8 protein-coding genes are annotated in these 8,172 nt (G+C 65.7%); 3 read left to right on the top strand and 5 right to left on the bottom strand.

Annotation, left to right across the window (positions count from 1 at the left end):
• The 3 genes from BLW84_RS45620 to BLW84_RS45610 all read right to left on the bottom strand — a co-directional run.
• Nucleotides 1-247: glutaminase (locus tag BLW84_RS45620; RefSeq protein WP_177227080.1), on the bottom strand; the 247-nt coding region annotated here is incomplete at its 3' end.
• Nucleotides 248-549: 302 nt separating this feature from the next.
• Nucleotides 550-1,074, bottom strand: coding sequence for a hypothetical protein (locus tag BLW84_RS45615; protein WP_093278949.1), 525 nt, complete (start codon nucleotides 1,072-1,074; stop codon nucleotides 550-552).
• A 200-nt stretch (nucleotides 1,075-1,274) separates the two neighbouring features.
• Nucleotides 1,275-2,696 (bottom strand): MFS transporter, encoded by a 1,422-nt coding sequence (locus BLW84_RS45610; protein ID WP_093278947.1) that lies wholly within the window; start codon nucleotides 2,694-2,696, stop codon nucleotides 1,275-1,277.
• 338 nt (nucleotides 2,697-3,034) lie between these two features.
• Between BLW84_RS45610 and BLW84_RS45605 the strand changes: the two genes are divergently transcribed.
• The 3 genes from BLW84_RS45605 to BLW84_RS45595 all read left to right on the top strand — a co-directional run bounded on the left by BLW84_RS45605 (nucleotide 3,035) and on the right by BLW84_RS45595 (nucleotide 6,602).
• On the top strand, nucleotides 3,035-4,168 hold the full coding sequence (locus BLW84_RS45605) for a glycosyltransferase family 4 protein (protein ID WP_093278945.1): 1,134 nt from the start codon (nucleotides 3,035-3,037) through the stop codon (nucleotides 4,166-4,168).
• 83 nt (nucleotides 4,169-4,251) lie between these two features.
• A complete protein-coding gene (locus BLW84_RS45600) occupies nucleotides 4,252-5,277 on the top strand; it encodes an NAD-dependent epimerase/dehydratase family protein (protein WP_245761843.1) in 1,026 nt (341 codons plus the stop codon).
• Nucleotides 5,274-6,602: a D-arabinono-1,4-lactone oxidase gene (locus tag BLW84_RS45595; RefSeq protein ID WP_093278943.1), complete on the top strand. Its 1,329-nt coding sequence runs from the start codon at nucleotides 5,274-5,276 to the stop codon at nucleotides 6,600-6,602. The genes BLW84_RS45600 and BLW84_RS45595 overlap by 4 nt, the downstream gene beginning before the upstream one ends.
• A 97-nt stretch (nucleotides 6,603-6,699) precedes the next feature.
• Here BLW84_RS45595 and BLW84_RS45590 read toward each other — a convergent pair whose 3' ends face one another.
• Both BLW84_RS45590 and BLW84_RS45585 read right to left on the bottom strand, forming a co-directional pair.
• Nucleotides 6,700-7,407, bottom strand: coding sequence for a DUF4232 domain-containing protein (locus BLW84_RS45590; protein ID WP_177227079.1), 708 nt, complete (start codon nucleotides 7,405-7,407; stop codon nucleotides 6,700-6,702).
• Nucleotides 7,408-7,816: 409 nt separating this feature from the next.
• On the bottom strand, nucleotides 7,817-8,172 hold a 356-nt coding region (locus tag BLW84_RS45585; protein ID WP_483880110.1), incomplete at its 5' end, for a type 2 periplasmic-binding domain-containing protein.

Below are 8,172 nucleotides of genomic sequence, written 5' to 3'. Positions count from 1 at the left end.
GCCAGAGCGCCTCATCACTGCCGGCCAGCACGAGCGCGAGGGTGAAGACCTTCGAGATGCTCTGCACCGAAAACGGCGTCTCCCAGTCACCGACCCCGTGGACGCCGCCGTCGAGATCGGCCAGCGCGATACCGAAACGACCTGGGTCGACTCGCGCGAGCGCCGGGATGTAATCCGCGACAGTTCCGGCCCCGCGCAGCGGGGCGACCTCGTCGGCGATCTGCTCGAGCAACTGACTCAACTCCACGAACGATCACCATGTCACCCCCCAGTCAGCCCATCTACGGCATCAAAGGGCACGATCCGGGTCACCTTGCCCGATCATTCTGACGCGGTGATGCGGTTCCTACCGACTGGCGCAGTGGCGCAGCACAGTCCTGTCTGGATGTCTCTATCGTCAATCTTCCGCGCCACGCTGCGAAACGCTGCCGGCACACAACATGCACCGCTAGCAAAAAGCCGGCGCCCGGATGGGCCGTGGCATTGCGAAGGCCCGCACCTCCAACGGTGCGGGCCTTCGGCTCAGGCATCGGTGCTTGGGGGTGACGCTCAGTCCGCTGCGCTCTGGGTGATCGGTGTGGCGTACGGCGCGGAACCCTTGATCGGCTCACCGGCCGGCCACGCGGCGACCTCGTGGGCGCCCTGACCGTCCGGAACACCGGGGAGTTCGAACTCGACCGAGGCGGGAATCACCGGGTTGGGGGGATTAGTGGTCCGCTGCGAGATCCGCGAGATCCCGAACAGGGACCCCTCCACGATGACCGGTTCCCCCGGGCTGTCGTCCGACTCCACCACGACCCCCGGGACCGGGCCCGATTCGCTGTACAAGCCCACCTTGAGGGGAGGCCCCTGCAGCGTGCACTTGGTGGTCGGGTTCGCTGCGGTGTACTTGATGAGGAACGCTTCGAACTCACCGGGTTCGGCGAGGTCCTTGGTCACCGTGACGTTGATGTCGTCGCTGGTGCACGGGGCGTCGCTGGGGTTGGCCACCGCCGAACCAGCGGTCAGCGCGGAAAGGCCGGTGGCACTTGCGACGGCGGTCGTGACGATGATGCGGCGGAACTTGGCGGTCATGATCTGCCTCCTGTTCGATCGTCTTCTTACAACGCAGGACGTTCACCGGCCGCTCGGGATGCTCGCGGGTGCGATTGGTCACCGAAAAGCAACCTCGGCCGATCTGCATCCGAGATAGATGTCGACCGTTGCACCCCAGTGCCGCCGCCTCGTCCGCGGCAGGGGTTCCCGATTTTGCCTAAAATTGGAGAATCCCTGCGTCAGCCGACACCTGCAGGGCGCGGCGGACGGATTGTGCGCACGGCGTTGCCGGCATGCGGGTGGAGGCGTAACGCCCCGGCGGTGGCGATCAGCGCGGTCAGCCCGAGCAGGGTGAAGGCCACGGTGTAGGCGGCTCCGCCGCGGGCACTGGACACCAGCTCACCCAAGGGCTCCCCGAGCCGCAGCGCCACCGTGGCCACCGCGATGGCCAGCCCGGTAGACAGCTGCTGCGTGGTGGCGGCCAGCGTGTTGGCATCGCGCATCTGCTCGGGCGGGACATCGCTGAGCCCGATCGTGGCGTAAGCGGTCAGCCCTACCGAGCGGGCGACCCCGGACAGCAGAGCCAGCCCGGCGAGCATCGGCCACGGGGTGGACGAGGTGGTGAAACCGAGACCGGTCATGCACAGAGCGAGGGTGATCGTGGCGGCGAGCAGCACCGGCCGGAAGCCGAAGCGGTTGAGCAGCGGAGTGGTCGCCGGTTTGATCACCAGATTACCGACGAAGATGAACAGCACCAATGCGCCCGAGCTGGTCGCGCTGTAGCCGAACACTTCCTGGCACATCAGCGAATACAAGAACGGTGCGGCTCCGACCACGATCCAGAACAGGAACCCACTGGACTGGGAGAGCCGGAAGGTCGGCACGCGCAGCGTGTGCAGGGTGACCAACGGGCTCGGAGCGCGCAGCAGGTGCCAGCAGGCAACGGCGAGCACGGCGAGGCACAACGCGGTCAGAGTGGCGGTCACCGGCCAGCCCGCGTCGGTGTCCGAAATCAGGTGCGCGGCATAGGTGATCCCGCCGAGACCGCCGCAGGTGAGCAGCAGGCCGAGCCAGTCAAGCGGCCTCCGGGCGGTGCCGCTGTCGGCTTCCCCGATCAGTTTCCAGGCCACGGCAAAGGCGAACACACCTAGTGGCACGTTGATCAGGAACAGCCACTGCCAGGACGCATACGTGGTGATCAGTGCCCCGGCCAGCGGTGCGACGACCGGTGCCAGCAGACCGGGCCACACGATGTAGGCCATCACCCGCAACAGGTCCGATTTATCCGTCCTGGACAGCACCACCATCCGCCCGACCGGCACCATCATCGCGCCGCCGACGCCCTGCACCACCCGCATGGCCACCAGCACCGGAAGACTGCCGCTCGCCGCGCAACCGAGCGAGGCCAGGGTAAAGATCGCGATGGCGGCAAGGAATACCGGCCGGACACCCAGTCTGCTGGTCAGCCAGGCGCTCAGCGGGATCAGCACGGAGAGGGTGAGCAGATAGGCCGTCATCACCAGGCCGACTGCGGTCGGTGGGACACCGAGTGACTCGCCGATGCTCGGCGCGGCCGTGGTGACGATCGTGCCGTCCAGGTTCTCCATGAAGAAGCAGCCGGCAACCAGGAGTGCGGTATTCCGGTGGCGGGCGTCGATCATGGCTGTCCGAGTCCTCAGGCGTGCATTTTCATGGGATGGCGAGCGCGCACCGCGCCTCGATCCGCTCACGAGCCTCGGTGCTGACCGTGACATCACACTGTCCGATCCTGTTCAAGGATTCCCGTGACACTGGGGAATCGGGGAGACAGACAACACGGCGCGAGTCGGGCACGACAGAGATCCGGTGGAAAAGGGCAGAGAATCGTGCACTTTTTCCCTGGTTCGCTGGGCTCGATGCGCTGCTCCCGAGTAGGAAGTGAGGACGCCGACCGCAGCGCTCTTGGGCCGCACGGCATCCGGAGGTCATCATCGCCAGTCAACGCGCCGTACGCATAGTCGTGCACGACTACCTGGGACATCCCTTCCAAGCCGAACTCAGCCGCGAACTGGCCCGGCGAGGACATTGTGTCCGCCACGTGTACTGCTCGACGATCGCAGTCGGACAAGGGAAGTTGCAGGTCGGCGAAACGGATTCCGACCGCCTGTCGATCACTGGCATGCCTCGGCAAGGACACCGCGGTTCGGGTCCCGGCACGTACGGGCAGGACGTCGGCGGACTCATCAGAGATTTCGCACCCCACGTGGTGATTTCGGGGAATAGCCCGGTCCCGGTTCAGCGGCACATCCAGCAAACCTGCGCTGAGTGGGGAATCCGGTTCGTGTACTGGTTGCAGGATGTCTACTCCGCGCGTGCACCCAGCGGCGAGACCGGCCACCACGACGAGTGGGAACGCACCGCACGGTGCGAGAAAGCCACTTTGCTGAGCAGCGATGCGGTTGTCGCCATCGCCGAGCCGTTCGCGGCTTTCGTTCGCCAGTGCGGGGTGCCGTCGGAGAACATCACCGTGATCGAGAACTGGGCGCCGCTTGCAGAAATGGAATGCGACAGCGACGACTGGGCACCGGCGAGGTCCGACCGCAGCTCCGGAGAGCACATCTTCCTCTACTCCGGCACGCTGGACGATCGCCACGGCGCAGACCTGCTGGTGCGGCTGGCGAAGGCCTGCGACGCCCGGAACAGCGGCGTCGTGTACGTCGTCAGCGAGGGAACTGGCCGCCTTGCCTTGGAAAGGGCGCGCCAACTGGGAATACGTCGGCTGCAGTTGTACGACTTCCAGCCCTACGACCGGGTCCCGTCGATGTTCGCAGCAGCTGACGTGCTGCTCGCTGGGCTCAGCACAGCAGCGGGTCAGATGTCGGTTCCCTCGAAGGTGCTGGCCTACCTTTGCGCCGGGCGCCCGGTGCTCGCTGCCATCCCTTCGACGAATCGTGCCGCGCAGCTGCTGGAGGAAACCGGAGCGGGGCTCGTAGTCAACCCAGATGACCCGGATGAGTACGTGGCGGCAGCGTTCGCCCTGCTCGCTGACTCCGCACGTCGTCAGCGCATGGGTGAGGCGGGACAGCAGTACGCCCGCCGCGCTTTTGCGATCGAACCTATAGCCACCCGCTTCGAGGAGGTTCTCGTGCCCTGACGGCCCAGCGAAACTCGCCAGACAGGCATGCGGGTGGCCGGTCGAACTGTCGAAGCAGTCGCTCTTGTCCAGATCGATTACACATGTTCATCCTGACCAGGGAGTTGGTTGCCATGAGTGACCACAGGAGTTCAGCCCTCGTAGCTGGCGGGGGAGGTTTCATCGGCGGGCACTTGGCCGCTCGACTGCTGAGCGAGGGCTACCGCGTGCGAGTGGTCGACTGCAAACCGGTTGACGAGTGGTTCCAGGTGCATCCCGACGCGGAAAACGTCGTGGCCGACCTATCGCTTCTCGACGCAGCACGTGCGGCGGTCGACGGGATGGACGAGGTTTACAACCTAGCCGCCGACATGGGCGGCATCGGCTTCATCGAAGGCAACAAGGCGCGCTGCATGTTGTCCGTGCTGATCAACACGCACCTGCTCATGGCCAGCCGCGATGCCGGCGTGGACCGGTTCTTCTTCTCCTCCTCCGCCTGCGTCTACGCCGCCGCCCACCAGGCCGCCCCGGATCTCGAACCATTGCGGGAAGAGATGGCTTATCCGGCGATGCCCGAAGACGGTTACGGGTGGGAGAAGCTCTTCGACGAGCGCATGTGCCGGCACTTCGCTGAGGACTTCGGCCTGCGCACCCGGGTAGCCCGCTTCCACAACATCTACGGCCCGCACGGAACGTGGGACGGCGGGCGCGAGAAAGCCCCGGCCGCGATCTGCCGGAAAGTCGCCGCTGCGGTCATCAACAACGACGACAAGATCGAGATCTGGGGCGACGGGGAGCAGTCCAGGAGTTTCACCTACATAGACGACTGCGTCGAGGGCATTCGCCGCATCATGCGCAGCGACTGCGACCAGCCGCTCAACCTGGGTAGTGACGAGCTTGTCACCATCAACGAACTCGTCGATCTGGTCCAGGAAATCGCTGGCAGCTCACTGAAACGGCGCTACAACCTTTCCGCTGCCCAAGGTGTGCGGGGACGAAACAGCGACAACACGCTGATCCGCGAACAGCTCGGCTGGGCACCGTCTGTCTCGCTGCGGGAGGGAATGGCCGAGACTTACAGTTGGATTTACAAGCAGGTCGGCTACGCCTCGCACAGGTTCCTGCCATGACTGGCATCGCAGAGCGCCCCGACACCCGATCGATGTGGACAAACTGGGCTGGGTCCGCCCGGTGCACCCCGGCCCGTCGCGTCAGTCCGCGTAGTGAGGACGAGTTGGCCCAGTACGTGCGAGACGCGAGTGCCACCGGTCAGCCGCTGCGCCTCGCCGGATCCGGGCACTCCTTCGCGGCGCTGGTAAGCACGGATAGCACCCTCGTTGAACTGCACGAGTACGCCGATGTCATCGCGGTGGACCCGGTCGGCATGACGATAACGGTCCAGGCCGGCACACCGCTCTGGCGCATCAACGCCGAGTTGGACCGGTACGGACTCGCGCTCGAGAACATGGGGACCATCAACGTTCAAACCGCGGCCGGCCTGGTCTCGACGGGGACGCACGGTTCGGGCACCCGGTATGGCTGCCTGTCGAGCCAGATCGCGAGTATGCGGCTCATCACAGGACACGGGGAACTCGTGGAGTGCTCGGCGACGTCCGAACCAGACGTGTTCTCGGCCGCTCGTCTGGGCTTGGGCGCACTGGGGGTTATCTCTACGATCACATTCCGTTGCGTACCGGCATTTTCGCTCGGCCTTGAGGAGGCAACGGAGCCATTCGCCCGGCTGATCGGGCGCCTGCCCGAACTCATCGCGAACGTTGATCACCCAATCTTCTTCTGGCCGATGTGGAGCGACTCGGTACACATCCGGGCCATGTCGCGCACGACGGCGCCGCGCAGGCCCCCGTCGCGGTGGCAGGCCTGGCGAGATCACTATCTGGCGGGCCATGTCGGGCTGCATGGCGTGCTCCGGACCCACCGGCGCAATGCCGCGCTCGTGCCATTTGCTTCCAAAGTCCTGACGCGCCGCCCGCTTCGGTCGTTCGTCGACGTGAGCCATCGGGTTTTCACGTTTCCACAACGCGTCCGGGTGGTGGCGATGGAGTACGCCGTGCCACTCGAGGCGTTAGGGCAGGCGTTGCAAGAATTGCGTCGAGCACTACCGTCGGCCGGCGAGGTGGTTTCTCTGCCCCTGGAGATACGGGTAGCGCCCGGAAATGACATCCCACTCAGTCCGGCTTACGGGCGCCCAACCGGCTACGTCAACTTGGCGACCGATGCGCACAGCCCGCACGACAAGATATTTCAATGCGCCGAAAGGGTTCTCGGCGACTTTGATGGTCGCCCGCACTGGGCGAAGCTGCATTCCCACACCGCGCGCAGCCTCGCACCCCGCTATCCACGCTGGCATGACGTACAACGGATTCGCCAATCTCTTGATCCGGAAGGAATCCTGATCAACCCCTACTTGGAGCAGGTCCTCACTGGCACGGCTTGAGTGCACAACCGCGGGCTGATCCCGCGGGCGATGCGGTGCGGGGGCACCCGTGACCAAGTATCCCGGTCATGGGTGCCCCTCACCGGCGTTTACCGGATCAGAAGACGGTGACGCCTTGGGTGGTGGGCTGCAGGGTGCCGGCCTTCATCGACTTGAGCGGGAACTCGGCGTAGAGACCGCCGTTCTCGGTGCTGGTGCCGTCGATGCCGACGATGTTGGCGTTCACCGGGCCGTCGACGCCCGGCACGCTGACGCTGAAACCGGTGGCGACCACGGTGTTCGGGTCCGCCTTGTCGCCGCGCTCGACGAGTACGCCGGCGAACGCGGTCTCGCCCGGGTTGAGCGTGACCTCCGTCGGGCCGCCCGGGATCTCGACCTTCTGAACGGGCACTTCGGTGTGCGCCTTGCCGGACATGTCGACGGGCGCGATGTCCGCCCAGCCGTTGACGTGGCAGTCCTGCTTCGACTTGTTCGTGACGGCCATCAGCAGGACTCCGGGGCGGTTAGGCTGGACGGTCAGGTCGACCGCGAAGTCCGATGCCGCGCACTCGGTGATGGACTGGTGGCCGCTGCCCGCCCCGCTGGACTCGCGGGCCGTCTCGCCCGTCGCCTTGCTGACCGATTCGTCGGCCTGCTGGGGATTCGAATCGCCGGCAGCGATCCCGGCGGCCGTTGCCGGCGTGTTCACGGCCCCCAGCGTAGGTGCGGCGGGGGTCGACGCCGGCTGGCCGCATCCGGCGAGCAGCAGCGCCCCGCTGAACAGCCCGGCGATTGCACCCAGCGTCCGGGGCCGGTTGAGCATCATTCTTGATCCTTTCGTGCCGCGCATTGAGCGCGTTGTGGTCTTCGTTCCTGAAGACGTGCGCCTTCCGGTGCGGTTGCCTATTGCGGCAAAGTTGTTTCAGGCGCGCCTCCGAATAGACATTTCGTTCCTCCGATCTTGCCCTTTAGGGCAATTGGAGGTTCGACGAGAGATCACGGTCTGCGACGCCCACACGCACGTCGACTTACCCGGCGCATGGTCCGCGCATCCTTCACGGGCCCGGTTCGCGAATCCCAACCCGGGGTTGGAGTTCCGCGACCAGAACCGTGCGCCAACCATACGCAGAACCAAAATCGTATGGATAGTAAGGATTATCGGTATGCCGCCGGGCGATTGCGGTGCCGCAACAGGAACTCCGCGAGCGGAGGGGCGGGGTTGCGGGTGCGAAGGCTCAGAGGCGTGTGGCTACGCGGACTAGATCGGCGAGTGCTCGGGAGCGGCTGTGTGGCGGCCAGGCGATGACTGTCGTCACGGTCGGCGCGTCTAGAACCGGCACGGCGGCCAGGCCTTCGAGCAGGTTGGCGCGGCAGGATTCGGGCATGACGACGGTGGTGCGGCCGAGCGCGATCAGCTGGAAGAGCTGCGTTTGGTTGCGTACTTCCGCGCCGGGGCCCTCGGGATAGGCGCCGTCGGGGCCGGGCCAGCGGGCTAGCGGGAGGTCCGACAGTGAACTGACATCCGCCGTCCGGACGTGGGATCTGCCAGCGAGCGGATGCGAGGTGGGAAGAATGGCGACCTGTCCCTCGG

It is taken from the genome of Saccharopolyspora shandongensis, assembly GCF_900106995.1.
GTDB classification, from domain to species: Bacteria; Actinomycetota; Actinomycetes; order Mycobacteriales; family Pseudonocardiaceae; genus Saccharopolyspora; species Saccharopolyspora shandongensis.
Note: the sequence above shows the minus strand (reverse complement) of the source record. Positions and strands in the feature narration are given on the sequence as shown.

Excerpts from the sequence above, each read along its gene's own strand:
- BLW84_RS45615 (WP_093278949.1), bottom strand. The coding sequence starts at position 1,074 with ATGACCGCCAAGTTCCGCCGCATCATCGTCACGACCGCCGTCGCAAGT.
- BLW84_RS45610 (WP_093278947.1), bottom strand. The coding sequence starts at position 2,696 with ATGATCGACGCCCGCCACCGGAATACCGCACTCCTGGTTGCCGGCTGC.
- BLW84_RS45600 (WP_245761843.1), top strand. The coding sequence starts at position 4,252 with ATGTTCATCCTGACCAGGGAGTTGGTTGCCATGAGTGACCACAGGAGT.
- BLW84_RS45595 (WP_093278943.1), top strand. The coding sequence starts at position 5,274 with ATGACTGGCATCGCAGAGCGCCCCGACACCCGATCGATGTGGACAAAC.
- BLW84_RS45590 (WP_177227079.1), bottom strand. The coding sequence starts at position 7,407 with ATGATGCTCAACCGGCCCCGGACGCTGGGTGCAATCGCCGGGCTGTTC.